The organism is Pseudomonas morbosilactucae, assembly GCF_023241665.1.
In the GTDB taxonomy this organism is placed as follows: domain Bacteria; phylum Pseudomonadota; class Gammaproteobacteria; order Pseudomonadales; family Pseudomonadaceae; genus Aquipseudomonas; species Aquipseudomonas morbosilactucae.
In genome coordinates this window covers 34,905-60,531 of the sequence record NZ_JALQCX010000033.1, presented here as the reverse complement: position 1 = coordinate 60,531, position 25,627 = coordinate 34,905, and the positions used below count along the sequence as shown (strand labels likewise).

26 protein-coding genes and 2 pseudogenes are annotated in these 25,627 nt (G+C 62.0%); 20 read left to right on the top strand and 8 right to left on the bottom strand.

The annotated features are described in order from the left end of the window. Positions 1 to 5: 5 nt before the first annotated feature. Positions 6 to 665 (bottom strand): glutathione S-transferase family protein, encoded by a 660-nt coding sequence (locus M1B35_RS17755; RefSeq protein WP_123327782.1) that lies wholly within the window; start codon positions 663 to 665, stop codon positions 6 to 8. Between the two features lie 124 nt (positions 666 to 789). On the opposite strand from M1B35_RS17755, the gene M1B35_RS17750 reads away from it, so the two are divergent. From M1B35_RS17750 to M1B35_RS17740, 3 genes are all read left to right on the top strand, one after another. After that, positions 790 to 1,074, top strand: a complete 285-nt coding sequence (locus tag M1B35_RS17750; RefSeq protein ID WP_123327783.1) for a hypothetical protein — start codon at positions 790 to 792, stop codon at positions 1,072 to 1,074. A gap of 235 nt (positions 1,075 to 1,309) precedes the next feature. Continuing rightward, a complete protein-coding gene (locus M1B35_RS17745; protein ID WP_123327784.1) occupies positions 1,310 to 1,555 on the top strand; it encodes a TIGR02647 family protein in 246 nt (81 codons plus the stop codon). Between the two features lie 174 nt (positions 1,556 to 1,729). After that, entirely contained in the window at positions 1,730 to 4,576 is a 2,847-nt protein-coding gene (locus tag M1B35_RS17740; protein WP_268262655.1) for a class I adenylate cyclase, read from the top strand. Between the two features lie 7 nt (positions 4,577 to 4,583). Here M1B35_RS17740 and rnk read toward each other — a convergent pair whose 3' ends face one another. The 3 genes from rnk to cyaY all read right to left on the bottom strand — a co-directional run bounded on the left by rnk (position 4,584) and on the right by cyaY (position 5,706). Then, positions 4,584 to 4,997, bottom strand: coding sequence for a nucleoside diphosphate kinase regulator (gene rnk, locus M1B35_RS17735; RefSeq protein WP_123327786.1), 414 nt, complete (start codon positions 4,995 to 4,997; stop codon positions 4,584 to 4,586). Between the two features lie 140 nt (positions 4,998 to 5,137). After that, positions 5,138 to 5,371 (bottom strand): DUF1289 domain-containing protein, encoded by a 234-nt coding sequence (locus tag M1B35_RS17730; protein ID WP_123327787.1) that lies wholly within the window; start codon positions 5,369 to 5,371, stop codon positions 5,138 to 5,140. A 2-nt stretch (positions 5,372 to 5,373) separates the two neighbouring features. Next, positions 5,374 to 5,706, bottom strand: a complete 333-nt coding sequence (cyaY, locus tag M1B35_RS17725) for an iron donor protein CyaY (RefSeq protein ID WP_123327788.1) — start codon at positions 5,704 to 5,706, stop codon at positions 5,374 to 5,376. A gap of 239 nt (positions 5,707 to 5,945) precedes the next feature. Between cyaY and lptM the strand changes: the two genes are divergently transcribed. The 6 genes and pseudogenes from lptM (at position 5,946) to M1B35_RS17695 (ending at position 10,527) form a co-directional block, all read left to right on the top strand. Further along, on the top strand, positions 5,946 to 6,104 hold the full coding sequence (gene lptM / locus M1B35_RS17720) for an LPS translocon maturation chaperone LptM (protein WP_020295979.1): 159 nt from the start codon (positions 5,946 to 5,948) through the stop codon (positions 6,102 to 6,104). 9 nt (positions 6,105 to 6,113) lie between these two features. After that, a complete protein-coding gene (gene lysA, locus M1B35_RS17715; protein WP_123327789.1) occupies positions 6,114 to 7,361 on the top strand; it encodes a diaminopimelate decarboxylase in 1,248 nt (415 codons plus the stop codon). A 4-nt stretch (positions 7,362 to 7,365) separates the two neighbouring features. Next, positions 7,366 to 8,196, top strand: a complete 831-nt coding sequence (gene dapF, locus M1B35_RS17710; RefSeq protein ID WP_268262654.1) for a diaminopimelate epimerase — start codon at positions 7,366 to 7,368, stop codon at positions 8,194 to 8,196. Positions 8,197 to 8,209: 13 nt separating this feature from the next. Continuing rightward, complete coding sequence (locus M1B35_RS17705; RefSeq protein WP_123327791.1) at positions 8,210 to 8,935, top strand: DUF484 family protein; 726 nt, start codon at positions 8,210 to 8,212, stop codon at positions 8,933 to 8,935. A gap of 2 nt (positions 8,936 to 8,937) precedes the next feature. After that, a pseudogene (gene xerC / locus M1B35_RS17700) lies at positions 8,938 to 9,832 on the top strand (tyrosine recombinase XerC). Then, entirely contained in the window at positions 9,832 to 10,527 is a 696-nt protein-coding gene (locus M1B35_RS17695) for an HAD family hydrolase (protein WP_123327793.1), read from the top strand. The pseudogene xerC and the gene M1B35_RS17695 overlap by 1 nt, the downstream one beginning before the upstream one ends. A gap of 84 nt (positions 10,528 to 10,611) precedes the next feature. Here M1B35_RS17695 and sutA read toward each other — a convergent pair whose 3' ends face one another. The 4 genes from sutA to glnK all read right to left on the bottom strand — a co-directional run bounded on the left by sutA (position 10,612) and on the right by glnK (position 13,386). Next, entirely contained in the window at positions 10,612 to 10,935 is a 324-nt protein-coding gene (gene sutA, locus M1B35_RS17690; protein ID WP_123327794.1) for a transcriptional regulator SutA, read from the bottom strand. A 102-nt stretch (positions 10,936 to 11,037) separates the two neighbouring features. Continuing rightward, a complete protein-coding gene (locus M1B35_RS17685; protein ID WP_268262653.1) occupies positions 11,038 to 11,463 on the bottom strand; it encodes a secondary thiamine-phosphate synthase enzyme YjbQ in 426 nt (141 codons plus the stop codon). 213 nt (positions 11,464 to 11,676) lie between these two features. Then, on the bottom strand, positions 11,677 to 13,014 hold the full coding sequence (locus M1B35_RS17680) for an ammonium transporter (RefSeq protein WP_123327796.1): 1,338 nt from the start codon (positions 13,012 to 13,014) through the stop codon (positions 11,677 to 11,679). Between the two features lie 33 nt (positions 13,015 to 13,047). Further along, entirely contained in the window at positions 13,048 to 13,386 is a 339-nt protein-coding gene (glnK, locus tag M1B35_RS17675) for a P-II family nitrogen regulator (RefSeq protein ID WP_002555808.1), read from the bottom strand. Between the two features lie 418 nt (positions 13,387 to 13,804). Here glnK and M1B35_RS17670 point away from each other — a divergent pair, with 418 nt between their 5' ends. From M1B35_RS17670 to M1B35_RS17620, 11 genes and pseudogenes are all read left to right on the top strand, one after another. Next, entirely contained in the window at positions 13,805 to 14,065 is a 261-nt protein-coding gene (locus tag M1B35_RS17670) for an accessory factor UbiK family protein (protein ID WP_123327797.1), read from the top strand. A gap of 264 nt (positions 14,066 to 14,329) precedes the next feature. Continuing rightward, positions 14,330 to 15,397 carry a CDP-glycerol glycerophosphotransferase family protein gene (locus M1B35_RS17665; RefSeq protein WP_268262652.1) on the top strand — a complete coding sequence of 356 codons (1,068 nt, stop codon included), beginning with the start codon at positions 14,330 to 14,332 and terminating at the stop codon, positions 15,395 to 15,397. Positions 15,398 to 15,401: 4 nt separating this feature from the next. Next, entirely contained in the window at positions 15,402 to 15,929 is a 528-nt protein-coding gene (locus M1B35_RS17660; protein WP_268262651.1) for an adenylyl-sulfate kinase, read from the top strand. Further along, positions 15,890 to 16,495 carry a hypothetical protein gene (locus tag M1B35_RS17655; RefSeq protein WP_268262650.1) on the top strand — a complete coding sequence of 202 codons (606 nt, stop codon included), beginning with the start codon at positions 15,890 to 15,892 and terminating at the stop codon, positions 16,493 to 16,495. Before M1B35_RS17660 ends, M1B35_RS17655 begins: the two co-directional genes overlap by 40 nt. After that, entirely contained in the window at positions 16,492 to 17,217 is a 726-nt protein-coding gene (locus M1B35_RS17650; RefSeq protein ID WP_268262649.1) for a formyltransferase family protein, read from the top strand. The genes M1B35_RS17655 and M1B35_RS17650 overlap by 4 nt, the downstream gene beginning before the upstream one ends. Continuing rightward, a complete protein-coding gene (locus tag M1B35_RS17645; protein WP_268262648.1) occupies positions 17,214 to 19,610 on the top strand; it encodes a PEP/pyruvate-binding domain-containing protein in 2,397 nt (798 codons plus the stop codon). The genes M1B35_RS17650 and M1B35_RS17645 overlap by 4 nt, the downstream gene beginning before the upstream one ends. Next, positions 19,607 to 20,245 (top strand): gamma-glutamyl-gamma-aminobutyrate hydrolase family protein, encoded by a 639-nt coding sequence (locus tag M1B35_RS17640; protein ID WP_268262647.1) that lies wholly within the window; start codon positions 19,607 to 19,609, stop codon positions 20,243 to 20,245. The genes M1B35_RS17645 and M1B35_RS17640 overlap by 4 nt, the downstream gene beginning before the upstream one ends. Before the next feature lie 6 nt (positions 20,246 to 20,251). Continuing rightward, on the top strand, positions 20,252 to 21,001 hold the full coding sequence (locus tag M1B35_RS17635) for a phosphocholine cytidylyltransferase family protein (protein WP_268262646.1): 750 nt from the start codon (positions 20,252 to 20,254) through the stop codon (positions 20,999 to 21,001). A gap of 114 nt (positions 21,002 to 21,115) precedes the next feature. Continuing rightward, a pseudogene (locus tag M1B35_RS17630) lies at positions 21,116 to 21,967 on the top strand (YifB family Mg chelatase-like AAA ATPase); the annotation flags it as partial. Positions 21,968 to 22,179: 212 nt separating this feature from the next. Continuing rightward, entirely contained in the window at positions 22,180 to 23,352 is a 1,173-nt protein-coding gene (locus M1B35_RS17625) for an AAA family ATPase (protein WP_268262645.1), read from the top strand. Beyond that, positions 23,349 to 25,559, top strand: a complete 2,211-nt coding sequence (locus tag M1B35_RS17620; RefSeq protein WP_268262644.1) for a S8 family peptidase — start codon at positions 23,349 to 23,351, stop codon at positions 25,557 to 25,559. Before M1B35_RS17625 ends, M1B35_RS17620 begins: the two co-directional genes overlap by 4 nt. Positions 25,560 to 25,627 lie beyond the last annotated feature (68 nt).

Sequence of the window (25,627 nt, the reverse complement as noted above, 5' to 3'; positions counted from 1 at the left end):
CGAAACTACTTCTTGCTGGCGATCATCGCCAGGAACTGCGGCATGGCCGCGTCCTTGTCTGCCGCGATGCGCTGAGCATTAGGCATCTGCTCCAAACGCTCCAATAAGGCTTTCGCCACCGGCATCGACGCCAGAAAGTCCACCCCGAAGAGTTTATGCCCCACCGCGCAGGCCAGGCTTACGCTGTACATAAAGTACAGGTCCGCCACGCTCAGGCTGTTGCCCGCTACATAGGGTGCGAACTTGCCATGCCGCTCCAGCGAGGCAAAACCCAACAGCAACTCGGCCTTGGCTTTTTCCTTGATGGCCTCCGCCACCGACATGCCAAAAAACGCCTCGGCATAACAAGTCCGCGCCGGCAACTCGATGTACAGCTCGATTTCCTTGGCCAGGGCCAGCACCTGGGCCCGCTGGAACGGGTCGCTCGGCAGCAACGCCGGGCCAGGCTGAGTGCGCTCCAGGTAGTCGAGAATCACGCTGGTCTCGTTGATAAAGCCCTGCTCCACACCCAGTACCGGGACTTTGCCACGAGGGCTGATGGCCAGTGCCTCAGGGCTCTGACCGGCATAAAAGGGCACCTCTTCGAAGGGCAGTCCTTTTTCCAACAGTGCCAGCTTCACCATGTTGTAGTAGTTGCTGACGGAGAATCCATAAAGCTTGAGCATCACATAGCCTCCAGGCCGCGCGGGGGTTGGCAGGGATTCTTATAGAGGGTGAACGGCCCTGTGACCAGCAGCATCAGGTCAATGAATACAGGTAAACTGACGGCCTTTCCTTGAGGAGCCTGCCATGAGCGAGCCAACCGATATCGACAACGACGAAGAAGCGTTCGCCGAAACCACCCTGATTGAAGCCATCGAAAACCAGATCGAAAGCGATAACCCACCAGCGGCCAAGGCCACGTTCAACAAGTTGACCCTGGTCGGCTACGAACGGGAAGAAATCCTCAGCCTCATGGCCCATGTGCTGGCCGTGGAAATCGACGCCATTCTCGAAGAAGACCGCGCCTTCAATACCCAATGGTATGAAGCGGCCTTGCGGGCCCTGCCAGAGTTGCCGCCAGAAAAGTCCTGAGGCGTTGCCGGAGCGCGGCGGGCAAGTGCTGCAAACCCTTGCAATACCACGCCAGTCGCCGCGCCCGGCAATCTGCACCGACGGATCGTTCAACCCTGACTACACTGGGAACCCGACTGCGGCCAAACGCCGCCCGCCAAGGGCATAAAAGTCCGTAGCGAATACTGGACAGGCCGCACAACTGCGTTCACCTTAAGGACGCTGTCGTCTAATTCCTAGAAAGTCTGGAGTCCTTATGTCGTATACCCCTGAGTTGGTTGCCGAACTGGAAATCCTTGCACTCTTCAACCTGGACAACTCCCAGGAAGGTTTGAAAATCCATCAGACCGCTACGCCTTCTGCCATCTCTGCCGCGCAACGCCTGTTTGATAAAGAACTGATTACCCAGCCCGACGGGGGTTACCTGACCAGCCTGGGTCGGGATGCCGCCGAGCATGCACAAGGGTTGCTGACCATCCTGTCCGTCGCCGAAGCCGCTTAAACGCCACGCTCCTGTATGGCCCACGGGATCCCCGTCTGTCGGATTCCGCGGGCACACCTCTTCCTAGCGCTAAAAATCTGGCGTCAAAAAACAAAAATCAGCTTAAAGGTCACCGGCGACTGGCGGTAAACTGCTCAGCGCCCTGAGGCCTCTTATCTTCGAGCAGTGCTTGAAATGACCCGCACCCATGAAATCCGCCCCGACCTGGACGAGGGAATCGACCGCAAGGTACTCAGCCAGCTGCGTGGGCGCTTTCTGAAACTCAATGAGGGCCGCCTGGGCCGGGCGATGGAAGGCCTGTCGTCGCGCCAGCAACTGGTGCTCAACCTGCTGCCGCTGTTTTTTCACGTCAATCACCCGCTGCTGCCCGGTTATGTGTCCGGCAGCACGCCGGCCGGGCTATCGAATTACGAACCCGACGCCCAGGCATTGGCCGAAGCCCAGCGCCTGACCCGTTCGTTTTCCTACAAGAGCCGGCCCGGCAGCGTGCCACGGCCGATTCATGGCCTGTTCCTGATGGGCAGCCTGGGGACCCTGGCCCAGGCCGATCAGAGCGACATGGACCTGTGGGTGTGCCACGCCCCAAACCTCGGGGAAAACGAGCTGGCGGAGTTACAGAAGAAATGCCAACTGCTGGAAGCCTGGGCCGACAGCCAGGGCGCCGAAGCGCACTTCTTTCTGATCGACCCGCGCCGCTTTGCCCAAGGCGAACGTGACACCCAATTAAGTTCGGAAAACTGCGGCACCACCCAGCACTACCTGTTGCTGGACGAGTTTTACCGCACCGCCATCTGGCTGGCCGGCCGTACTCCGCTCTGGTGGTTGGTGCCGGTCTACGAAGAGACGCGCTACGAGCAGTACACCCACACGTTGCTGTCCAAGCGCTTTGTTCCCGCCGACGAAAACCTCGACCTGGGGCACCTGGCCCATATCCCTCCCGGCGAGTTTATCGGTGCAGGGCTCTGGCAGTTGTTCAAGGGCATCGAGTCGCCCTACAAGTCGGTGCTCAAGCTGCTGCTGACCGAGGTCTACGCCAGCGAACACCCGCAGGTGCAGTGCCTGAGCCTGCGCTTCAAGCAAGCGGTGTTTGCCAACCGCCTCGACCTCGATGAGCTGGACCCGTACATCGTGGTGTACCGGCGCATCGAGGAGTACCTCCTGGCCCGGGGCGAACCTGAGCGCCTGGAACTGGTGCGCCGCAGCCTGTACCTGAAGGTCAATCGCAAGCTCACCGGCAATAACGGAGCCCGCAGCGCCAGTTGGCAGCGCTCGTTGCTGGAGCGCCTGGCCAACGAATGGGGCTGGGAGCCACGGCAGTTGGCCATGCTCGACAGCCGCAGCCAGTGGAAAGTGCGCCAGGTCAGCGCCGAACGCCGAGCCCTGGTCAATGAACTGAACTACAGCTATCGCTTCCTGACCCAGTTCGCCCGCAACGAACAGACCGTCAGCCTGATCAACAAACGCGACCTCAATGTGCTGGGCCGGCGCCTGTATGCAGCGTTCGAGCGCAAGGCCGGAAAGGTCGAGTTCATCAACCCAGGGATCGCTCCCGACCTGGCCGAAGACACCCTGACCCTGGTGCAGTCGCCCAGCAAGCGGGAGCCGGGGCAAACCCATTGGGGCCTGTACAACGGCAACCTGAACGCCCTGGAATGGGAACATTTCGCCCCGATCAAGCGCTGCCGCGAGCTGCTGGAACTGCTGACCTGGTGCCACCGCAACGGCGTGATCGACAGCAGCACGCGCCTGGCCCTGCACCCCGGCAGCAGTGATTTGAGCGAGTTCGAGCTGTTCAACCTGCTGGGCAGCCTGCAACAGACGGTCGCCCTGCCCCTGGCCACCGTCAGCGAAGAACAACTGCTGCATGCCAGCGTCCCCAGCGAAGTGCTGCTACTGGTCAACGTCGGCGTCGACCCGCTCAAACATCACCGGGAACTGAACATCCTGATGACCACCGAGCGCACCGACTCCCTGAGTTACGCCGGTGTTCGCGAGAACCTGGTCCTGACCCTGGACCAAGTCACACTCAACAGCTGGAACGAAGTCATGGTGGGCCGTTACGACGGCGAACATGCCTTGCTGGACTGCCTGCGCGACTACCTCAACAACCTGCCCAGCGGGCCACAGCCGCGACTGCGGGTGCGCTGTTTCTGCCACAACCGCGCGCAGTTCATCGCTCAGCGAGTCGAGGAAGTCTTCGATACCGCACAGAACCTGCTGCTCAGCCAGCTCAACCACCGCTACCTGGTGCAGGTCCAGCAGCACTACCACGTACTGGAATTGGTACCCGGGCAGGTCAAGCATGTGGCCCTGGCCACCTTGCCGGCGCTGCTCGATTATCTTGGCGCGGAGCAGGCCCGCTACAGCCCGCTGCACCTGGACCCGATGGCCCTGGAAGACCACGACCTGGCGCTGATCCTGCCCATGGGCCAGCCGGACTGCATCCAGGTGTTCTACCGGATCGTGGAAGAAGAAGCCGAGCTGTATGTGCTCGATGAAACCAACGCCCTGTGGCTGCAGCGCCTGCCGTATCACGACGAGCAAAGCCTGCTGGTGCCGCTGCAGCGCTTCCTGCAGTCGATCCTGTATCGCCGCGAAGCCTTGCTGCCTTTGGACGCGGCACCCAACGTGATGCCCCTGGAGACGCTCTACTACCAGATTCTGCCGTCAGGCAGCGGCCGCGCCCGGCGCGTGGAACCGCGCCCGGCCCCACCGAGCCAGGTCAGCAAGGCCTTTTATGACGTGCAGGCGATCATCGGCAAGGCTGCACCCGGGCAGGTGCAGGTCTCGCTGTACTGCAATCAACGGGAGTTTTCCGAACTGGAATATGCCGACCAGCTGTTTGCCGTGGTCGCTCAGGAAATCGTCTCGCAACGCCGTGAGCCGCAGCGCTATCGCTGCTATATCACCGACCTGGACCTGTCCGGCCTGATCGGTGATGTGCAAAGCCCCAGCATTGTGTATCTGCGATACAAGGCCAGCCTGGAGCGCGCCCTGAACGACGCCCTCGAGCAGGTCTAGCCGTCAATCAGAGGTGGAAGTCGCCTGCGGCTTCCGGCTGGTATTCCACTTCGAGCAAGGCCAGCTTCAGGGTCTTGCCACCCGGAGCCGGCCAGTCGATGTGCTGGCCAACCTGCAGGCCGAGCAAGGCGCTGCCGACCGGGGCCAGGATCGAAATCTTGCCTTCGTCGGCATTGGCATCCTGGGGGTAGACCAAGGTCAGGTGGTAATCCTTGCCACTGCCTTCTTCGCGGCAGTGCACCCGGGAGTTCATGGTAACGACACCCGCCGGGACTTCATCGTGACCCACCAGGGTCTCGGCGCGGTCCAGTTCGGTTTGCAGCGCGATAACGCCCGGCAGCGTGTCATCCAGGCTGTCGATCAGGCGCTCCAGACGCTGCACGTCAAGGCGGGTAAGAATGATTGAAGGGGCAGTGCTCATGATCCAGGCTGACTCCTTTTTTCTGCACAAAAAAGCAAAACCCCGCCAAATAAGACGGGGTTCTCGACATCCTCGGTGTGGCGAGGCGTTTCCGGACACTACCACAGCACCATCAATAAACAAACCGCACGGCCGTTCCGCTAGCCGGGGCTGGATGTGGCGGCCTGCTTGCGCGTGAGTGCCTGGGCACAAATCGCTCGGCGACGCTCATCATCGGCCGAGCGCCACTCGCGGATGTCTTCCACATGGCGAAAACAGCCGCGGCAGACCTTCTCTTCATCCAGTCGGCAGAGGCTGATGCAGGGCGACCCCACAGCCGGGCTGACATTGCTGTAGAGCGGCTTTGGCGGACGAACCGGGGCGGCCTGGCTCATGCTCAGAGCCCTTCGAACTCAAGCTTGATGTCGGCCTGCTGCAGAACGATGCGCTCGAGCATTTCGCCCAGTTGCTCTTCGCTCTTGTCGCACATCCAGCGCTCGCTCTCTTCGTCGTAGTCAAAGTGGAAACCACCGGAGCGCGCGGCCAGCCACAGCTGACGCAGGGGTTCCTGGCGGCTGAAGATCACCTGGCTGCCGTTCTCGAACTTGACGGTGAGCACACCGGCCGAACTCTCCAGATCGATGTCCAGGTCGCAGTCTTCAAAAATGTCTTCCAGCGTCTGCTGGGTGGCATCGACCAGGTCGTGAAAACGGGCTTCAGTCAAACTCATTGCGGGAACCTCAAAAAGTGTCTACTCACGCTCAAGCGCCGCAAGATACGGGCGCATCCCGGCGAATGCAAAGGATACCGACCACAGGGGCAACTGGGGCACCCCCTCCTCCCGCACCCCGCCCAAGCGGCCCACGCCCCGTAGGCAAAGGCCCGCCGGACGGGAGTTGAGTCGCATAGGCAAGCTGCCGGGTGGCCGGTATACTCGGGCGCAATTTACGCATTCTCAAGGATTTCGCCATGAAGCGCCTGATCTCTTCCCTTGCTGCGCTCGTCGCGGTTGCCTGCCTTGTTACTGCCTGCGGCCAGAAAGGCCCGCTGTATCTGCCTGATGACAGCAAATCCCCTGAAGAGCAGGCGAAGTCGCAATCGCAATCGCATAAGCACGACTCCTACTAAGGGAACACCATGGATGCTTTTAACTACCGCGACGGCGAGCTGTTCGCGGAAGGCGTAGCGCTGTCCGCCATTGCCGAGCGCTTCGGCACCCCGACCTACGTCTACTCCCGTGCGCACATCGAAGCCCAGTACCTGGCTTACGCCGATGCACTGGCCGGTATGCCTCACCTGGTCTGCTTCGCGGTCAAGGCCAACTCCAACCTTGGAGTGCTGAATGTCCTGGCGCGCCTGGGCGCCGGTTTCGACATTGTCTCGCGTGGCGAACTGGAACGTGTCTTGGCCGCTGGCGGCAGCGCCGACAAAATCGTCTTCTCCGGTGTCGGCAAGACCCGTGACGACATGCGTCGCGCCCTGGAAGTCGGCGTGCACTGCTTCAATATCGAATCCACCGACGAACTCGAGCGCCTGCAAGTGGTGGCGGCCGAGCTGGGTGTTCGCGCGCCGATCTCCTTGCGCGTCAACCCGGACGTGGATGCCGGTACCCACCCGTACATTTCCACCGGTTTGAAAGAAAACAAGTTCGGCATCGCCATTGCCGACGCCGAAGACGTGTACATCCGCGCCGCCCAACTGCCCAACCTGGAAGTGGTCGGTGTCGACTGCCATATCGGTTCGCAGCTGACCACCCTCGACCCGTTCATCGATGCCCTGGATCGCCTGCTGGGCCTGGTGGATCGTCTCGGTGAGTGCGGCATCTACCTGCGCCACATCGATCTGGGCGGCGGCCTCGGCGTGCGCTATCGCGACGAAGAGCCTCCTCTGGCCGGCGACTACATCAAGGCCGTGCGTGAGCGCCTGGACGGTCGCGACCTGGCCCTGGTTTTCGAACCGGGCCGCTTTATCGTGGCCAACGCCGGGGTACTGCTGACTCAGGTCGAGTACCTCAAGCACACCGAACACAAAGACTTCGCCATCGTCGATGCGGCTATGAACGACCTGATCCGCCCGGCGCTGTACCAGGCCTGGATGGACGTCAGTGCCGTACGCCCGCGCGACAGCCAGCCTCGCACTTACGACATCGTCGGCCCGATCTGCGAAACCGGCGACTTCCTGGCCAAGGAACGTCCATTGGCCCTGGAGGAAGGCGACCTGCTGGCCGTGCATTCCGCTGGCGCCTACGGTTTTGTCATGAGTTCGAACTACAACACCCGCGGCCGTGCCGCTGAAGTGCTGGTCGATGGTGACCAGGCTGTTGAAGTGCGTCGCCGCGAGACGGTAGCCGAGTTGTTCGCTGGCGAAAGCCTGCTGCCGGAGTAAAACCATGCTGCTGCGTTTTACCAAGATGCACGGCCTGGGCAATGACTTCATGGTTCTCGACCTGGTCAGCCAGCACGCGCACATCCTGCCCAAGCACGCCAAGCAATGGGGCGACCGCCACACCGGTATCGGCTTCGACCAGTTGCTGATCGTTGAGGCACCGAGCAACCCGGAGGTGGATTTCCGCTACCGGATCTTCAACTCCGACGGTTCGGAAGTGGAGCAATGCGGTAACGGCGCCCGCTGTTTCGCCCGTTTCGTGCTGGACAAACGCTTGACCGCCAAGCGCCAGATCCGCGTCGAGACCAAGAGCGGCATCATTGAGCTGGACGTGCGTAATGACGGCCAGATCAGCGTCAACATGGGCGCCCCGCGCCTGGTACCGGCCGACATCCCCTTCGAAGCCCCGGCCCAGGCCCAGAGCTACGCAGTGGACGTGGACGGTAAGAGTGTCGAGCTGGCAGCCGTGTCCATGGGCAACCCCCATGCGGTGCTGCGGGTGAATGACATCAACAACGCACCGGTGCATGAGCTGGGCCCGAAAATCGAGCATCACCCGCGCTTTCCGGCCCGGGTCAACGTCGGTTTTCTCCAGGTCATCGACCGTCAGCGCGCACAGTTGCGAGTCTGGGAACGCGGTGCCGGGGAAACCCAGGCCTGCGGCACCGGGGCCTGCGCTGCAGCAGTGGCCGCGATCAGCCAGGGGTGGATGGATTCGCCACTATTGATCGACCTGCCAGGCGGGCGCCTGTCCATTGAATGGGCAGGCCCCGGCCAACCGGTGATGATGACCGGCCCGGCAGTCCGCGTATACGAAGGACAGGTCCGTCTATGAGTGAGCGAACCCCATGACCGATAAGCCTCAGGTGCCAGCCGAACAGCCCGACGAATCACCTTCCGACAGCCTGGAGGCGGCGGCCGTTGCCGCGTACCTGGAGGCTCATCCGGACTTCTTCGTCGAACACGACGATCTGCTCCCGGCCTTGCGTATTCCCCACCAGCGCGGTGACACCGTCTCGTTGGTGGAGCGCCAGATGAAAATCCTGCGCGAGCGCAACATCGAAATGCGTCACCGCCTCTCGCAACTGATGGATGTGGCCCGGGACAACGATCGGCTGTTCGACAAGACCCGCCGGCTGATTCTTGCGCTGATGGACGCCACCAGCCTCGAAGACCTGGTGATCAGCGTCGAAGACAGCCTGCGCCAGGACTTCCAGGTGCCCTTCGTCAGCCTGATCCTGTTCAACGACAGCGCCATGCCGGTGGGTCGCTGGGTCACCGCGGCCCAGGCCCAGGAAGCCATCGGCGGCCTGCTTTCGGAGGGCAAAAGCATCTGCGGCACCCTGCGCGAACATGAGTTGGACTTCCTCTTTGGCGAAGAACAACGCAAGCAAATCGGCTCTACCGCGGTGGTCGCCCTGGCCCATCAAGGCGTCCATGGCGTCCTGGCCATCGCCAGCCGCGACCCGCAGCACTACAAAAGCTCGGTGGGCACCCTGTTCCTCAGCTACATCGCCGAAGTCCTGGGCCGCGTACTGCCGCGGTTCACCCACTCGCTGCGCTCGGTACGCTGACCATGGAACGGCAACTGGACGCCTACTGCGAGCACCTGCGCAGTGAGCGCCAGGTGTCGCCCCATACCCTGGAAGCCTATCGCCGCGACCTGAACAAGGTCCTGGCCTACTGCCAAAAGCAGCAGGTCGGCAGCTGGCCAGCTGGATATCCAAAGCCTGCGCAGCCTGATCGCCCGCCTCCATCAGCAAGGCCAGTCCTCACGCAGCCTGGCGCGCCTGCTGTCTGCAGTGCGCGGCCTGTACCACTACCTGAACCGTGAAGGCCTGTGCGATCACGACCCAGCCAATGGCCTGGCGCCACCCAAGGGCGAACGGCGCCTGCCCAAGACCCTGGACACCGACCGCACCCTGCAACTGCTCGACGGCGCCGTGGAAGATGACTTTCTGGCCCACCGAGACCAAGCGATGCTGGAGCTGTTCTACTCCTGCGGTCTGCGTCTTTCCGAGCTGACCGGCCTCAACCTGGATCAGTTGGACCTGGCCGGCGGCCTGGTGCAGGTGCATGGCAAAGGCAGCAAGACCCGGGTCCTGCCAGTGGGCCGCAAAGCCCGCGAGGCCCTGGAACAGTGGTTGCCACTGCGGGACTTGAGCAACCCGCCAGACGGGGCGGTGTTCGTCAGCCAGCAAGGCCGGCGCCTGGGCTCAAGGGCCATCCAACTGCGGGTCAAGGCGGCGGGGGCCCGCGAGCTGGGGCAGAACCTGCACCCCCACATGCTGCGGCACTCCTTTGCCAGCCACCTGCTGGAATCCTCCCAGGACCTGCGCGCCGTGCAGGAGTTACTGGGCCACTCGGACATCAAGACCACGCAGATCTACACCCACCTGGACTTCCAGCACCTGGCGGCGGTCTACGACAGCGCCCATCCACGGGCCAAACGCACCAAAGGCGGTGAGTAATGACGATCAAACTGATCACCTTCGACCTCGATGACACCCTGTGGGACACCGCGCCCGTGATCGTCAGCGCCGAAGCCACGCTGCGCCAATGGCTGACCGATCACGCGCCAAACCTGGGCGGCGTGCCGGTGGAACACCTGTGGGCGATTCGCGAACGGGTGCTGGGCCTGGAGCCGAGCCTCAAGCACCGGATCAGTGCCTTGCGTCGCCGGGTGCTGTTCCACGCCCTGGAAGAGGCCGGCTATGACCATGCCCAGGCCAATCAACTGGCCGACCAGAGTTTCGAAGTCTTCCTGCATGCCCGGCACCAGCTGGAAATCTTTCCCGAGGTACACCCGACCCTCGAAGCCCTGGCCAATGACTACGCCCTGGGTGTGGTCACCAACGGCAACGCCGACGTGCGCCGCCTGGGCCTGGCGGATTACTTCAAGTTTGCCTTGTGTGCCGAAGACATCGGCATCGCCAAGCCGGATTCGCGGCTGTTCCACGAAGCCCTGCAGCGGGGCCAGGCCACGGCGGATACCGCGGTGCATATCGGCGACCACCCCGGTGACGACATTGCCGGCGCCCAGCAAGCGGGCTTGCGTGCCATCTGGTTCAATCCCGGCGGCAAAACCTGGGAGGCCGAGCGCGCACCCGACGCCGAGATCCGCAGCCTGACCGAGCTCCCCGCCCTCCTCAGCCGCTGGAAGTAAACCCAGCCGCTGACCGCAGCTTTTCTCTGCCCATGAAAAAACCCGCAGCGACGGCGGGTTTTTTCAGCAAGCAGGTAGGCAGGCTCAGATAGGCCGGCTGCCGTACTTGTTGTCAGGCTTCTTGGGCGGATCGGCGACCACGTTGGCCTCGACTTCCTGCACTTTACCGCCACGGGCCAGGAACTCTTCCATGGCACGCGCCAGTGCATCACGCTCTTTGTTCTTGGCCTCGACGCTTGGCAGCTCGTCTACCGAGACCGCAGCCTTGGCCTTGCCTTTGGCGGTCGGGGCAGGAACATCACTGCCGTCGTCTTCCGCTACATCCTCGGCGGCCGCTTCAAGACCTTCTTCGGTTTCTTCTTCGTCGCCTACTTCGAGGTCGTCGTTTTCCAGATCATCGTCGCTCATGTTCTACCTCATGACTTGCGAAAAGCAGATTAGTTATAGCCCAGCTGAGCCGACTGTCGAAGGCTGCTGGAAAAAAATCAACATCCGCTGCCAGGCAGCGGCTTAAGCCTTGTCACCGTGCAAGGTGGCAAGGACTTTACGAGCACCGCCATGATCACGATGCTCGCCCAGATAAACACCTTGCCAGTTGCCTAACGCCAAGCGACCCGCCGACACCGGCAGGCTGATTTGACAGCCTAGCAAACTGGCCTTGAAGTGCGCCGGGAGGTCATCCGCGCCTTCGTCGTCATGTTCAAACCCTGCCACGCCTTGCGGCACCAGGGTGTTGAAAAAACGTTCGAAATCGCGCCGAACCGCCGGATCGGCATTCTCGTTGACGGTCAACGAGGCCGAGGTATGTTGCAGCCAAAAGTGCAACAAACCCACTCGGCATGCCTTCAGTTCGGGCAGGCCGGCGAGCAACTCGTCGGTCACCAGGTGAAAGCCCCGGGGCCTTGCCCGCAGGGTAATCAGAGTCTGTTGCCACATAGAGTTCTCCGCGCTTCGGCGCGCATTCTAGCGCGCTCAGGGAAAAAACAAAGAGCCTAATATTCCCGCTTTGCTGTAAGCAATTGGCCTGGGGAAAATCCCTACGACAAACACCGGATAGCGTCGTAGAAAAAACCTTTCAGCCACTCCTGGAATGACAAACACCAGGCAAAAAAATGCCCGGCAAGCCGGGCATTTTTTGACGGGCGGGGGTTACAGGTTGTAACCGCGCTCGTTGTGTTGCGCCAAGTCGAGGCCGACCGCTTCTTCTTCCTCGGTGACACGCAGGCCCATGACGGCATCCAGCACCTTGAGAATGATGAAGGTCACGATCGCGGTGTAGATCACCGTGAAGCCTACGCCTTTGCACTGAATCCACACTTGGGCCGCGATGTCGGTCACGGTGCCGAAGCCGCCCAGGGAAGGTGCAGCGAAGACGCCCGTGAGGATCGCGCCGAGGATACCGCCGATACCGTGCACGCCGAAGGCGTCCAGGGAGTCGTCGTAGCCCAGTTTGCGTTTCAGGCTGGTGGCGCAGAAGAAGCACACCACGCCAGCGGCCAGGCCGATCACCAGAGCGCCCATCGGGCCCACGGTGCCGGCTGCCGGAGTAATAGCCACCAGGCCGGCTACCACACCCGAAGCAATGCCCAGAGCGCTTGGTTTACCGTGGGTCAGCCACTCGGCGAACATCCAGCCCAGTGCGGCAGCAGCGGTAGCGATCTGAGTCACCAGCATCGCCATGCCGGCAGTGCCGTTGGCCGCAGCGGCGGAACCGGCGTTGAAGCCGAACCAGCCCACCCACAGCATTGCTGCGCCCATCAGGGTGTAACCCAGGTTGTGCGGGGCCATCGGCGTGGTTGGGAAGCCTTTACGCTTGCCGAGCACGATGCACGCCACCAGGCCAGCGATACCGGCGTTGATGTGCACCACGGTGCCGCCCGCGAAGTCGAGGACGCCCCAGTCCCACATCAGGCCGCCGTTGCCGGACCAGACCATGTGTGCGATTGGCGCATACACCAGGGTGAACCACACGCCCATGAAGATCAGCATGGCGGAGAACTTCATGCGCTCGGCGAAGGCACCAACGATCAGCGCAGGGGTGATGATGGCGAAGGTCATCTGGAAGGTGATGAACACCGCCTCAGGGAACAGCGCCGCTGGGCCGGTGATGCTGGCCGGGGTGACACCGGCTAGGAATGCCTTGCCCATGCCGCCGAAGAACGAGTTGAAGTTGACGACGCCCTGTTCCATGCCGGTGGTGTCGAACGCAATGCTGTAGCCATAAATGACCCACAGGATGCTGATCAGGCCGGTGATGGCGAAGCACTGCATCAGCACGGAAAGAATGTTTTTCGAGCGCACCATGCCGCCGTAGAACAGCGCCAGGCCGGGAATGGTCATGAACAGCACCAGGGCTGTGGAGGTCAGCATCCAGGCGGTGTCACCGGAATTGAGGACTGGGGCCGCCACTTCGTCTGCCGCCATGGCCAGGCCAGGCATTACGAGGGACAAAAGGGCTCCTAGCCCTGCGGTTTTACGCAGAGTCATATTGTTTTCTCCTGGGGCGTTGGGTTTGGCGGCTTAGATTGCGTCGGTATCGGTTTCGCCGGTACGGATGCGAATAGCCTGTTCCAGATTGACCACGAAGATCTTGCCGTCACCGATCTTGCCGGTGTTGGCTGCCTTGGTTATCGCCTCGATAACCCGATCAAGGTCCTTGTCGTCAATGGCGACGTCGATCTTCACCTTGGGCAGGAAATCGACCACGTATTCCGCGCCGCGATACAGCTCGGTGTGACCCTTCTGCCGGCCGAAGCCTTTGACTTCAGTGACGGTAATGCCCTGCACGCCGATCTCGGACAGCGACTCGCGCACATCGTCCAATTTGAACGGCTTGATGATGGCAGTGACTAGCTTCATGAAAACTCTCTCCCGAATTGGTGGACTTGCCCCAGGAAAACAAACCCGACTCAAGTCTAAGCGCAGTGCCTGGCTTTGTAACGCATCGTCGGCCCTACTCAGCCAGACCGACGCCAGCAAACCACTCCTGACGAAACACTTCCCCGCTCCGCCTGCTGCACTGCATTCGTCACAGCGACTGCATCAGTGCATGGGTCACTAGGCACTAAGCAGAAACCTTGCCAGCTCGGGAAAAACCCATGATTTCAGTCCCTTGCCCGGCTGCATCGCTACTTGTTTGCCATCACTGCCGCGGATACGCACAACAACGGTGCGCAGCCGCCCGGCCGGATGCTCGAAAAGCGTGCAGCCGTGCCGACAGGAATGACTATAGACACTGCGTGATACACTGCGGCCCATCTGATTTCAGGACCTTCCCATGCTCGCGCCCAAAGACCTTCTCGACGCCCTGAGCGGCCACGCCTCCCGCCTGTTCAGCAATGACAGCCCGTTGCCCCGCAATGAAATCGAAAGCCAGTTCAAGGCCCTCCTGCAGAGCGGCTTCAGCAAACTGGACCTGGTCAGCCGGGAAGAATTCGACAGCCAGATGGTGGTCCTGGCCCGCACCCGCGCCCGCCTGGAAAGCCTGGAAGCCAAGGTCGCCGAGCTGGAAGCGAAGCTCAATCCCAGCGAGCAGTAACCTGCCAGGCCCCGCGCTCCAGGGGCAGGCTTGAGCGCGGTGCAGAGTAACCGCCGCTTGAGCCTTGCCCCCAGGCGAAGATTTTCCGCCCGATCCGTTCATTTCCCTTCGCCCCCGCCGATAACCTGCTCAGCACTCGCCGCCACCGTTCAACAGCACCATCGCCTGCCGGAACACACCTGGCCGACATCCGCTTAGAATGCGCTGGCCGCTGCAACGCGCCGCTGACCCCGACCGACTTTCCGTTGTGCAACAGGTAGCCCTATGACCTCGCCGAAACCCTTCAGCCGATTGGCGTTCTTCGTCCATGCCGCCGAGATGCTCAACCATTACCAGGCGGTCTGGGAGTTGCTCGGTGCCGACGGCTTCGACGTGGTGCTGCACGGCAGCCCGCAAGAACGGGCCAAAAGCCGCGAGCTGATCGGCGGCCTCGGCTACCACTGCCATGACAGCGAGCAGGTGCTGGACGCCGCCCATCGTTATGACATCGTGGTGTCCAACCACAGCATGTACACCCACCGCTCCCAGCCGCTGACCAAAGCCCTGGGCCACCGCCAGGTGCGGTTCATGTATGCCCTGGGCAAGGCCAAGCACAACTTCGCCAGTTGGAACGCCCATTACGACCTGATCCTGTGCTTCGGCCCCTGGCAGGCCGAGCGCTTGCGCGAGTGCTGCGACGCGGTGCCGTTCCAGATGGGCTATCCGCGCTACGACGCCTACTTCCGCGACACCTCCTTGCAAGGCGCGGTGCCGGCCGACCTGAACCTGGACCCGACCAAGAAAACCGTGCTGTGGCTGCCCACCTGGCTGGAGCTGTCGTCCATCAGCCGTTACGCCGACGCCATGGCCGGGCTGTGCGAACGCTACAACGTGATCGTCAAAACCCATCCGCTGTCCGCCGAGGCACCAGCCGACGCCGGGGCCATGGAGCAGCTCAAGCAGTACCCGTTCACTGCGGTGATCACGTGGGTCTACGACAACCTCAAGCTGTTCCGTTGCGCCGACTTTGTGGTGTGCGACTACGGTGGAACCGCTTTCGGCGCCTTGTACCTGGACAAGAACCTGCTGTTGTTGAATGTTCCTGGCGCCGAACAGGATGAGCTGACGGGGGACGCTTCGCCCGACATCCTGCTGCGCAACGACATTTTCAGCCTAGACCCGGATACCCGCTGGCAATTGGCTGAACGCCTGGCCGACGACCAGCTCTGGCAACAACAGGCTGCCGTGCGCCAACGCCTGCGCCGCCATTACTTTGCTCCCAGCTATGGTTTCTCTGCAGAGTTGGCAGTACTGGCGCTGCGCAACATCGAAACCTTAATCAAACAAGGATGACGTCATGGTGATCTGGCTGGTCGGCCTGTCGGGTGCAGGCAAAACCACCATTGGCCGGGCCCTGTATGCCAGCCTGAAGGCGCAGCGGCCGCAGACCGTGTTTGTCGACGGCGACGAAATCCGCGCGCTGTTCCGCCATGACCAGCGGGCCGACGCCTATAGCATCGCCGGGCGGCGGGTGAATGCCGAGCGCATCCAGGCCCTGTGCGGCTGGCTCGATAGCCAGGGCATCGATGTGGTGTGCTGCATCCTGTCGATCTTCCAGGACATCAGCGACGACAACCGGCAGCGCTTCTCCAGTTACAAGGAAGTCTTTGTCGATGTGCCTTTGAGCACCCTGGTCAGCCGTGACAACAAAGGCCTGTACCAGTCCGCCCTGCGCGGCGAACAAAGCAATGTGGTGGGCATGGACATCGCCTACCCGCCGCCGCAACGCCCGGACCTGGTCCTGCATAATCGCCACGACCCCGATGACCTTCCGGGTTACGTGGAATGCCTTCGTCTTCTGTGCGGGTATCCGTCTTCATGCTGAACTACCCCTACAGCACCGGCGACCTGCTGGCCACGCCGCAGACCTATCGCTACAGCACGTACCAGGGCGCACCCTTTGTCGAGGCCTGGCGCGCCTCGCGCCTGCAAGCCTGTGGACAACTTCCCGCGCCGGTACCGCTGCTGCTGGCAGACCCGGGGCCGGAAGCCACGACCGACAGCGCCACACTGCTCAGCCAACTGTGCCTGGACTTGCGGGCCGACCGCAGCACCTTCAGCCCCCGGGTCGCCTACTGGCTGCCTCGCCTGCTGAAAAAATTCGAAGTCAGCAAGCGCCTGCACGAGTGCTATGAAACCGCCGCCCCCCATCGCCCGCAGCCCCACAGCCCCTATTCAGACCTGCTGCCTTACCTGTTGCTGGCCGAATGCATGCTGCATGGCTGGGCCGCAAGCGGCGCGGCGTACTACCTCAGCGCCCTGCTCAAACTGACGGATACCCTGGTCTCGCAGCAGGCACGCCTGACAGCGGATCAGGGCGCCTACCTGGCCTGGCTGCTGGCAGAAGAACAGCACGTGCTCGGCACCCTCGCTGCGGAGGTCGGCCTATGAGTCCCCCCCGTCTGGTCATTTTGTGTGCCCACACCGCACGCTCTGTGGCTTATCTGCAGGGCTTGGCGGCGGCGGGCATCCAACCTGAGTCGGTGATTGTCTATGGCGCAGGCGGCGGCCCGTTGCAGACCACCCGCGACCTTCAAGTCCGGCGGCTGCCGGGGCTGTTCTGCCCTGACCTGAGCCAGGACCTCGACGCCTGCCTGAACGCCCTACAGTGGCCCCACGAAGTCTGCGCCGCCCAGGCCCTGGACGACGCCGAGCTGCTGGCCTGCGTGGAGCGCCAGGCGCCGGACTTGCTGGTGTATTCGGGCTACGGCGGCCAACTGGTACCGCCGGCCCTGCTGCGACGCCAGCCGGTGCTGCACATCCACTCCGGCTGGCTGCCGGACTACCGTGGCAGCACCACCCTGTATTACCAGGTGCTCGAACAACGCCAATGCGCCGCCAGCGCCTTGCTTCTCGACGAACAGATCGACACCGGGCCGGTGGTGGCTCGCCAGCAATACCCCTTGCCACCGGCGGGCATGGACATCGACTACCTGTACGACAACGCCATCCGCGCCGACCTGCTGGTGCGGGTCCTGGCCCGCTGGCGCCACGACCCCGGCACCCTACAGGCCCTGCCGGCCGAGGCCGAACAACCGCCCTACTTCATCATTCACCCGCTGCTCAAACACTTGGCACTGCTGGCGGTGGATCGCGCCGAGGAGACGCCATGAGCGGCACCGTACAGAGCATCCGTTTCGGGACCAAATCCGAAACCCTGGAGCGCCTGCTACCGCGAGTCACCCGCTCGCAGATCCTGCCGCTGTATTTCTTTACCGCCGGGCAGTGGCGAGACCGGCCTGCCGAGGTGCTGCAAAACATCGCCGGCATGGAGCATGGCGGCTGCGTGATCGTGCGCAGCAGCGCGCAGAATGAGGACGGCTTCAACAGCTCCATGGCGGGCCTGTTCGCCAGTTGCCTGAATGTGTGCGCCAGCGATCCCCACGCCCTCAGCACGGCCATCGAACAGGTGATGGCGTCCTTCGCCGAGCACCCGAGCGAAGACAATCAGGTGCTGATCCAGCCGATGCTGACCTCGATCCAAATGAGCGGCGTGGTGATGACCCACGACCTGGAGCACGGCGCGCCCTACTACGTCATCAACTACGACGATGAGAGCGGGCTCACCGATACCATCACTGGCGGGCTGGGCATCCAGAAAACCGTACTGATCTACCGCGACACCGAGGGCGAGCAATTGCGTTCGCCGCGCCTGCAGGCCGTGCTCGAGGCCTGCCGGGAACTCGAAGCCCTGTGCGGCGCCGTGCCCCTGGACATCGAATTCGCCGTGGACCTTCACCAGCAGGTGTATGTGCTGCAGGTGCGGCGTATCACCCTGTGCAACACCTGGCACCCGGTCACCGAACGCCGGGTCGCGCGCCAGCTGGAACACATCCGGCACTTCCTGGGCAAACGCCTGGGCCCGCGGGCGGGTCTGTACGGCGACAGCACCCTGCTCGGGGTCATGCCCGACTGGAACCCCGCAGAGATCATCGGCACCACCCCCCGCCCCCTGGCGGCGTCGCTGTATCGCTGGCTGGTGACGGACGCCAGCTGGCGTGAGGCCCGGGCCCTGATGGGCTATCACCATCCGCGACATCAAGCGCTGATGGTGATGCTCGGCCACCACCCGTACATCGACGTGCGTTGCAGCTTCAACTCGTTCCTGCCGGCCGGCCTTGAGCCCACGCTGTGCAACACGTTGGTCAACGCCTGGCTGCAACGCCTGCAAGCACACCCGCAGTGGCACGACAAGGTCGAGTTCGAGATCGTCCCGACCTGCCTGGACTTCACCTTCGACAGCGACTTCGCCGAGCGCTACGGCAACCTCCTGACGCCCGCCGAGCAACTGACTTATCGCCGCGCCCTGGAGCAACTGACGCGGCAGGCCCTGAGCGGCAGCGGTGACGGCGCCCTTGGCCCCCTGCTGGAGCAGGTGCGGGCTCACGAACGGCACCAGCAACAGCGACGCCTGGAAGCCCTGCCCGCCGACCTGGACAGCATCCAGCGCCTGCTGCTGGACTGCCGCGAACAGGGCACCGTGCCGTTTGCCATGCTCGCCCGTCACGCCTTCATCGCCGAGGCCCTGATGCGCTCGGCCTGTCGCCGTGGCGCCCTGAGCCAGGAGCGCCTGCTGGCCTGGAAGCAGTCGATTCATACCGTGACCACCGAACTGACCCGCGACTATGCCCAGGTCTGCGCCGACGCCCGGGCGCTGCCGGCCTTTGTGGCCAAGTTCGGCCACCTGCGCCCCGGCACCTACGACATCACCTCCCTGCGCTATGACGAACGTCACGACCTGTTCGCCGCCGCGGCAGTGGAACTGCACCCCAGCCCGGAGCAACAGGCGCCCTTCCAGCTGTCGTCGACGGAACAACAGGCCTTGCAACAACTACTGGACGAGCAGCACTGGCCGCTGTCGAGCGAGCAACTGCTGAGTTACGCCAGCCAGGCGATCCAGGCCCGGGAGTACGCCAAGCTGGTGTTCACCCGTGACCTGTCCGATGCCCTGCAACTGCTGGTGCAGTGGGGTGCAGATGTCGGCCTGGCCCGGGAAGACCTGTCGTTCCTGGATATCCACAGCCTGCTCGACAGCCTGACCGCGCCACTGATGGATGACATCGACCGGGTGCTGCTGGAGTCCGCCAACCAAGCTCGGCGTAGCTACGAACAGGGCATTTCGCTGAAGCTCGGGCACCTGATCAGCGCGGTCGACGACGTGTTCGTGGCGCCTTTGCATCGCAGCCTGCCCAATTTCATCACCCGGCAGAATGTCGAAGCCATCGGCCTGGAGCTGCGCCAGGACACGCCGGCATCGGCACCGCTCAAGGGCAAGATCATCTGCATCGAAAATGCCGACCCCGGCTATGACTGGGTGTTCACCCGGGGCATCGCCGGGCTGGTCACCCAATACGGCGGGGCCAACTCCCACATGGCCATCCGCTGTGCCGAATTCGGCATTCCGGCGGCCATTGGCTGCGGCGAACAACTGTTCAACCGCATCCTGCGCAGCCCGCGCATCGCCCTCAATTGCCGCGACAAAACCCTGAACCCGGTGCAGCCATGAAACGCATCGGCATCACCCTGCGCACCTGCAACCCCGAGGCTTATCACGAGCCCCGGGATGGTCTGGCCCGGGACTGGTATCGGTTGCTGGCCGAGCTGGGCTGCGCCAATCAGTGGCTGCTGCTGCCCAGCCTGGGCGATGACAGCGTGAGCTACGCCCGGGACCAGGGTGTGGAAGCGCTGATCCTCAGTGGCGGCGACGACATCGGCAGCGACCCGCTGCGGGATCAAAGCGAGTACGCGCTGCTGGCCCACTGCGTGGCAGAGGGTTTGCCGGTGCTGGGGGTGTGTCGCGGGCTGCAATTGATCCAACGCTTCTTCGGCGGCCAACTGGCCCCTGCCGAACGCGCCGTGCATGTGGCCCAGCGGCATCCCATCAGCTTGCTGCCCGCCGCCCTGCAAGAGCTGCCCTGGCTGCAGGGTCAGCCCCCGTCGCGCTCGGTCAACTCCTTTCACGGCCAGCAATTGCTCGCCCCGGTGCCTGAGGTCCTGCGCCCCTGGGCCGTGGACGCGGCAGGCCATTGCGAAGCCCTGTTGCATCGGCACCTGAAGGTGGCCGGGATCATGTGGCACCCCGAGCGCGACACGGCGCTGCACGAATCCGATCGACAACTGTGCCACTGGCTATTTGAGTGAAATGACATGAGAGCCGTAATTCTTGCCGCCGGCCGCGGTTCCCGTCTGAAAGACCTGACCGCCGAGCAACCCAAGCCCCTGACCCGCCTGGCAGGCCAGCCGTTGCTGGAGTGGCAGCTGCAAGCCCTGGCCAGCGCCGGTGTCGACGAGGTGCACCTGGTCAGCGGCTATTGCAGCGAAGCCCTCGAAGGCTACGGCAGCAGCCGGCTGTACAACCCCCATTGGGCCAGCAGCAACATGGTGCGCAGCCTGATGCGGGCCGACGCCTTGCTGTCCAGCGCCCCGACCCTGGTGTGCTACGGCGACATCGTCTACCGCCCGGACATCATCCAGGACCTGATGCGCTCGCCCGCCGACCTGAGCATCACCTATGACCTTGCCTGGTGGGACCTGTGGTCGGCGCGCTTCGACGACCCCTTGAGCGATGCCGAAACCTTTCGCCAGGCGCATGGGCAACTGCTCGGCATCGGTGAGTCCGCGGCCAGCCGCGATGATATCCAGGGGCAATACATGGGCCTGCTGAAGTTCACCCCGCAGGGCTGGCAACAGGTCCAAAGGTTGCTGTCGGGCCTGTCTGACGCGCAGATCGACAAGCTCGACATGACCAGCCTGCTGCGCGCCCTGCTCAAGGCCGGCATCGCCATCGCCACCGTAGCCATCCGTGGTGGCTGGGTGGAAGTGGACAACCCCTCGGACATCGCTCTCTACGAGCAGCGAATCGCCCAACCCGGCTGGTCCCACGACTGGCGAGGCTGATAGCCCCGCAACATCCTGCGCACATTTGCCAGGCGTCAGCGGGCCCAAGGGCCCGTTGCCAGGGCTACGCTTGAGCAACCGCAGGACGCGGTTTTACAGCCTCAAGGAACGAGTATGTCTCTGGCCATTGTCCACAGCCGTGCACAGGTCGGCGTGCAAGCACCGGCCGTCTCGGTGGAAGTCCACCTGGCCAACGGCCTGCCCAGCCTGACCCTGGTAGGGCTGCCCGAAACCGCCGTCAAGGAAAGCAAGGACCGGGTGCGCAGCGCGATCCTCAATTCCGGCTTCGACTTCCCCGCACGACGCATCACCCTCAACCTGGCCCCGGCCGACTTGCCCAAGGACGGCGGGCGTTTCGACCTGGCCATTGCCCTGGGCATTCTCGCGGCCAGCGTCCAGGTGCCCACCCTGGCCCTTGAGAATATCGAGTGCCTCGGCGAGCTGGCGTTGTCCGGGGCGGTGCGGCCGGTGCGCGGCGTGCTACCCGCGGCCCTGGCCGCACGCAACGCCGGGCGTACCTTGCTGGTGCCCCAAGCCAACGCTGAGGAGGCCTGCCTGGCTTCGGGGCTGCGGGTGATTGCCGTCGACCACTTGCTGCAGGCCGCCGCCCACCTCAACAGCCACAACCCCATCGAGCCCTTTGTCGCCAACGGTTTGCTGCGCGCTCAGGCGCCCTATCCCGACCTGAAGGATGTCCAGGGCCAGGAAGCCGCCAAACGTGCCTTGCTGGTGGCTGCCGCCGGCACTCACAACCTGCTGTTCAGCGGCCCGCCGGGCACCGGCAAGACCCTGCTCGCCAGCCGCCTGCCCGGTTTGCTGCCGCCCCTGGAAGAACAGGAAGCCCTGGAGGTTGCGGCCATCCAGTCCGTGACCAGCCACGTGCCCCTGAGCCATTGGCCGCAACGGCCGTTTCGCCAGCCCCACCACTCGGCCTCCGCTGCAGCCCTGGTGGGTGGCGGCTGTAGGTTATCGAATTAAATGCGAAAAAATCGAAATAGATGCGACTGGCTGATCTTGCCGCATTTCGCCAACTCAATGGCTAGGCCCCTGCCGGTCGTCGACCCTCTGTAATTCAGGGGCTTAACCAGCTATTGCCAACAGGACGAATACCGCGCAACCTGCTACCATCTAGTCCACTCAATGTGTGGCCGCAAACACCCTAAAATCAGACTATTCAGATGAAAACGGACGAGTTGACCAAAGTAAAATCGGATTTAGTCCAGGTAGCCAGACTGGCCCTCAGCGAAAAAAGCGAGGATGTACGGCTCTTTGTTGCACGTCTTGTCAGACAGTACCGCGGAATGGAGCCAGAGCTGGCTGAGCAGCTGGAAACCTTCCTTCGCACCATAGCGCCCAGCGGTAATGGACACCTTATGCGCCGAGAAGCCCCATCGAAAATCGAAGGGGGCGTGTTGCCTGTAGATGATGAGTCTAGGCTATCGCTCCTCAAGGTCTTCAATGATGGACCCGAGTTTCCGGCGCCCATGCTGGACAAGGTTGTGCAAACCAGCCTCGCGCAGCTGATTAAAGAGAGAAAGCAGACCAATAAACTGCTTTCTCTTGGCCTGCTGCCCACTAGATCAGCGGTGTTTGTGGGCGCTCCAGGAGTAGGAAAAACCATCACGGCGCGATGGATAGCGGCCCAACTTGGCTTGCCGCTATTCGTGCTTGATCTGACTGCAGTCATGAGCAGCCTCCTTGGCAAAAGCGGTGCGAACCTCAGAGCCGCCCTTGATTACGCTAAGCGAACGCCATCGGTTTTGTTCCTCGATGAAATTGATGCGATTGCGAAACGGCGCAGCGACGACAGCGACATCGGCGAATTGAAGCGCCTGGTCACCGTCATCCTTCAAGAAGTTGACGACTGGCCTTCATCGAGCCTGCTGCTTGCAGCGACGAATCACCCTGAGCTCATTGACCCCGCCCTATGGCGCCGATTTGACCTGGTGATTGAGTTCAAAACGCCTGATGCGGAGGCGGTGGCTGTGGCGATCAAGCGCTTCCTAGGGACGGATCTTCCGCGTTTTGAAAAATGGATAGGGATACTTTCGTATGCCTTCCAGAAACATTCTTTCAGTGATATTGAGCGTGATATGCAGCGCTTTCGTCGGTCCCTGGCGCTAGGCAGCAGTAATGCCGAGAAGCTGGTTGAGGACATCGTACGCCTGAAGACGCCGCATCTGGAACGCGCAGAACAGATTGAGTTCGCACTACTACTTGATAACGAAACATCTCTCTCGCAACGCGCTATTCACGACATAACTGGCGTGAGCCGGGACACGATTCGCAAGCACCGCTCTGTTGCTTCAACTCCTGTTAAACGATCATCACGGACGAGTACCACTGCATGAGCCAAACGAACTTCCTCATTGGTCGGGGTGAGCTCCTGACACAAAGCATTAAGGGTGTTGGTAGGAAAATTGATAAAGCCGATGCGTACACCTTCCAGCGAGCTAAGGAACGACTTTCTGAGCAAGCGAACGAAACAGCAGCATCGCTCGACAATCTTTCTCCGGCCGCATGCCCTCAGGATTTCGGTGTTGCTAGGCTAGTCCTGAACCCGAGCTATATCGCCAAGTCCCTTTACCCGGCCAACATGTTGCGGGCGGTGGGCCTTGAGTCGATCGGAAGCCGGAAGGTCAAGATCACTCCTGAAAGCTGGACGAGGAAGACAGCACCAAAAGAAACGACGACCACCGAGATTTTTGTCGCTGGTAAGCGCAGAGCCTTTAGGGCCTTCAGTCAGTGGATGGAAACCGTCGAGCGCGAGTCAGATGAAGCCCTCGAGCTGACTAGGATCGAAAGCATCTTCGCATTTGAGCCTGAAGGTCGGATCGTGAACCCTGGCTCAGCCCAAGACACGTATTTCGAATGCGGCCTCCACATGCTGCCCGACCAAGACAGCACCTTCATTCAGCAGGCATTCGTAGCGTTTGCTACTGAGCGAGGTGTAACCGTTCATAGCGATCTGGGATTCGAAGTCGGGAATCTGTGGTTCGTTCCAGTACAAGGGGAGCAAGCAAGCACACTGTTGCTGGCGGAGTTCGTCTTCCTGCGAGTGATTAGGCCAGTTCCCAAGATGCGGGGATTGTTGCCGACTACAAAACGTAGCGGGCCGGCTGTTGAGTGCACGCTTCCAACACAAGCACCTTTGTCTTCTGATCCACGGGTTGCGATTCTCGATGCGGGGCTTCCGCAGGAACACTCCATCGGCAGGTGGCTGAAAAGCTATCGAGTCCTTGATGAAAGGGCGGGGGATGATCCAGAAGGACCGGAACATGGCCTGGCGGCCACCTCAGCGTTTCTCTTTGGTCCAATCGAGCCCGAAGGTAGCGCAAATCGGCCCTACTCATTCGTGGACCATCTGCGCGTCCTAGATGAGGGGGCCAGCCTCGAAAATCCATTGGAGCTGTATCGCACGCTGGGTCATGTCGAGGAAGTCCTACTATCTCGACAGTACGAGTTCATCAATCTGAGCATTGGCCCCGATGTCGCCATCGAAGACGATGATGTTCACGCATGGACCTCGGTGATTGACCACCTGCTAAGCGATGGCAACACGTTCATGACCATCGCCGCAGGGAACAACGGCACTCGTGACTCAATAGTCCAATTGGATAGGGTGCTGGTACCCTCAGACTGCGTTAACGCGGTCACTGTAGGCGCCGCCAACTGCACCAGTGATGCTTGGGCACGAGCTTCCTACAGCGCACGCGGTCCGGGGCGTAGCCCCGGCGTCATCAAGCCAGACCTCATGGCTTTCGGGGGCGGGAAACAATACTTCCACACGCTTGTTCCAGGCATTAAACCGACCTTGGTCCCGCTGCTAGGGACCAGCTTCGCAGCGCCTTACGTACTTCGCGCAGCGGTGGGTGTAAGGGCTATTTTGGGGCCGGACTTGTCGCCGCTCGCGATCAAGGCATTGCTGATCCATGCAGCTGATCGCAATGGCCACGATACGATCGATGTTGGCTGGGGAAAAATCCCCGAAGACCTCATGCAGGTGATCACTTGCCCATCAGGTGTGGCCCGCATCGTGTATCAAGGAGAGCTGAAGCCTGGTAAATACATCCGAGCCCCCATCCCCCTTCCTCCGGAAGCGCTCACAGGCAAAGTTAAAGTCAAAGCCACCTTCTCATTCGCCTCGACAACGGACCCTCAAGACTCCGCCTCGTATACGCGAGCAGGGCTTGAAGTGACCTTCCGCCCCCACAAGGACAAGATCGCAGAAGGTGCAGCCAATGCCAAGTCTAAGTCGTTCTTTCAGAAAAGGACGTTTGCGACGGAGGAAGAGCTGCGCTCGGATGCTGGGAAATGGGAGACCGTACTTCACGACTCCAAGTCGATGTACGGCTCAAGCCTGAAGGATGCAACCTTCGACATCCATTACAACGCACGGCACAAAGGCGGTACGGCAGATAAGGCGGAGAAGATCCGGTACGCCATGATCATCACCTTGGAAGCACCCAAGCACCCCAACCTGTTCACTGAAATTCTAGAGGCCTACTCGGCCCTGGTTGAAATACAGCCACAGGTTGCGCTCCCTGTCAGGGTATAAGCTCTCATCTCAGGAGCTTCATGCTCCACCGACGCTTAGTGCGCCCAATGTGGTTTGCAAGGAAAGCA

Excerpts from the sequence above, each read along its gene's own strand:
- lysA (WP_123327789.1), top strand. The coding sequence starts at position 6,114 with ATGGATGCTTTTAACTACCGCGACGGCGAGCTGTTCGCGGAAGGCGTA.
- M1B35_RS17750 (WP_123327783.1), top strand. The coding sequence starts at position 790 with ATGAGCGAGCCAACCGATATCGACAACGACGAAGAAGCGTTCGCCGAA.
- M1B35_RS17620 (WP_268262644.1), top strand. The coding sequence starts at position 23,349 with ATGAGCCAAACGAACTTCCTCATTGGTCGGGGTGAGCTCCTGACACAA.
- dapF (WP_268262654.1), top strand. The coding sequence starts at position 7,366 with ATGCTGCTGCGTTTTACCAAGATGCACGGCCTGGGCAATGACTTCATG.
- M1B35_RS17645 (WP_268262648.1), top strand. The coding sequence starts at position 17,214 with ATGAGCGGCACCGTACAGAGCATCCGTTTCGGGACCAAATCCGAAACC.
- cyaY (WP_123327788.1), bottom strand. The coding sequence starts at position 5,706 with ATGAGTTTGACTGAAGCCCGTTTTCACGACCTGGTCGATGCCACCCAG.
- M1B35_RS17635 (WP_268262646.1), top strand. The coding sequence starts at position 20,252 with ATGAGAGCCGTAATTCTTGCCGCCGGCCGCGGTTCCCGTCTGAAAGAC.
- M1B35_RS17745 (WP_123327784.1), top strand. The coding sequence starts at position 1,310 with ATGTCGTATACCCCTGAGTTGGTTGCCGAACTGGAAATCCTTGCACTC.
- M1B35_RS17680 (WP_123327796.1), bottom strand. The coding sequence starts at position 13,014 with ATGACTCTGCGTAAAACCGCAGGGCTAGGAGCCCTTTTGTCCCTCGTA.
- M1B35_RS17665 (WP_268262652.1), top strand. The coding sequence starts at position 14,330 with ATGACCTCGCCGAAACCCTTCAGCCGATTGGCGTTCTTCGTCCATGCC.
- M1B35_RS17755 (WP_123327782.1), bottom strand. The coding sequence starts at position 665 with ATGCTCAAGCTTTATGGATTCTCCGTCAGCAACTACTACAACATGGTG.
- lptM (WP_020295979.1), top strand. The coding sequence starts at position 5,946 with ATGAAGCGCCTGATCTCTTCCCTTGCTGCGCTCGTCGCGGTTGCCTGC.
- M1B35_RS17640 (WP_268262647.1), top strand. The coding sequence starts at position 19,607 with ATGAAACGCATCGGCATCACCCTGCGCACCTGCAACCCCGAGGCTTAT.
- M1B35_RS17655 (WP_268262650.1), top strand. The coding sequence starts at position 15,890 with ATGCCTTCGTCTTCTGTGCGGGTATCCGTCTTCATGCTGAACTACCCC.
- M1B35_RS17740 (WP_268262655.1), top strand. The coding sequence starts at position 1,730 with ATGACCCGCACCCATGAAATCCGCCCCGACCTGGACGAGGGAATCGAC.
- M1B35_RS17685 (WP_268262653.1), bottom strand. The coding sequence starts at position 11,463 with ATGTGGCAACAGACTCTGATTACCCTGCGGGCAAGGCCCCGGGGCTTT.
- M1B35_RS17705 (WP_123327791.1), top strand. The coding sequence starts at position 8,210 with ATGACCGATAAGCCTCAGGTGCCAGCCGAACAGCCCGACGAATCACCT.
- rnk (WP_123327786.1), bottom strand. The coding sequence starts at position 4,997 with ATGAGCACTGCCCCTTCAATCATTCTTACCCGCCTTGACGTGCAGCGT.
- M1B35_RS17660 (WP_268262651.1), top strand. The coding sequence starts at position 15,402 with ATGGTGATCTGGCTGGTCGGCCTGTCGGGTGCAGGCAAAACCACCATT.
- glnK (WP_002555808.1), bottom strand. The coding sequence starts at position 13,386 with ATGAAGCTAGTCACTGCCATCATCAAGCCGTTCAAATTGGACGATGTG.
- M1B35_RS17695 (WP_123327793.1), top strand. The coding sequence starts at position 9,832 with ATGACGATCAAACTGATCACCTTCGACCTCGATGACACCCTGTGGGAC.
- M1B35_RS17670 (WP_123327797.1), top strand. The coding sequence starts at position 13,805 with ATGCTCGCGCCCAAAGACCTTCTCGACGCCCTGAGCGGCCACGCCTCC.
- M1B35_RS17730 (WP_123327787.1), bottom strand. The coding sequence starts at position 5,371 with ATGAGCCAGGCCGCCCCGGTTCGTCCGCCAAAGCCGCTCTACAGCAAT.
- M1B35_RS17650 (WP_268262649.1), top strand. The coding sequence starts at position 16,492 with ATGAGTCCCCCCCGTCTGGTCATTTTGTGTGCCCACACCGCACGCTCT.
- M1B35_RS17625 (WP_268262645.1), top strand. The coding sequence starts at position 22,180 with ATGAAAACGGACGAGTTGACCAAAGTAAAATCGGATTTAGTCCAGGTA.
- sutA (WP_123327794.1), bottom strand. The coding sequence starts at position 10,935 with ATGAGCGACGATGATCTGGAAAACGACGACCTCGAAGTAGGCGACGAA.